Raw genomic sequence first — 694 nt, forward strand, 5'->3', positions numbered from 1 at the left:
CTAGCTTTCATTTCTGCCTTCATATTATTAAATATTTGCTCTGCGTTACGAGACAGCGCCCCTTGCATGCCATTTTGCGCCTCTGCCAGGCTCACTTTGCGGCCATTAAATACGTAGCGGAGCTCGGATATTTTCGTTGCTGCGCCAAAATAGGATATTAACTGGTTATCGCTTATTTTGCTTAAACTGTCTTTAACGTAGCTTTTATATTCAATAAAGCCGCTATCGCCTTTAAGGTAAAGTTCAGAGTCCTCTCTATTTGGGTGTGATAAGCTGATTACGTTTCACTCATCCAAATAACGCTGAAACCTATCACACCTCAAAAACATCAAATAAAAATAAAATTTAAATTGACTTTATCACTTGAAACATCAAAATACCCGAAAAAAATAAATAATAAAAAGCACACTTTATCTCTCGAGAAAATCGTTTTTATACATCCATCAAAGTATTAAACTACCGGACTCAACATGAAAAAGTGCCTTTTAGCTGTATCAATCTCCCTTTCTTTTGCCCTTAGCGCATGTGGTGGAGGTTCATCCTCGTCAGAAGAAACCTCTTCTGAAACAACTCAGCCCGCGCCAACCCAAGCCCCTACAGGGCAACAAATGGCCAACATCACCGTTATTGATGATTACCTGCAAGACGCCAAAGTATGGCTAGATTACAATCAAGATTTTATTCATCAGGCTGA

1 pseudogene is annotated in these 694 nt (G+C 39.3%); it reads left to right on the top strand.

What is annotated here, in order from left to right:
* Positions 1-470: 470 nt before the first annotated feature.
* A pseudogene (locus tag D1Z90_RS20900) lies at positions 471-694 on the top strand (hypothetical protein); the annotation flags it as partial.

The sequence above is a fragment of the Motilimonas pumila genome (genome assembly GCF_003596335.1).
GTDB lineage: Bacteria > Pseudomonadota > Gammaproteobacteria > Enterobacterales > CBDFNC01 > Motilimonas > Motilimonas pumila.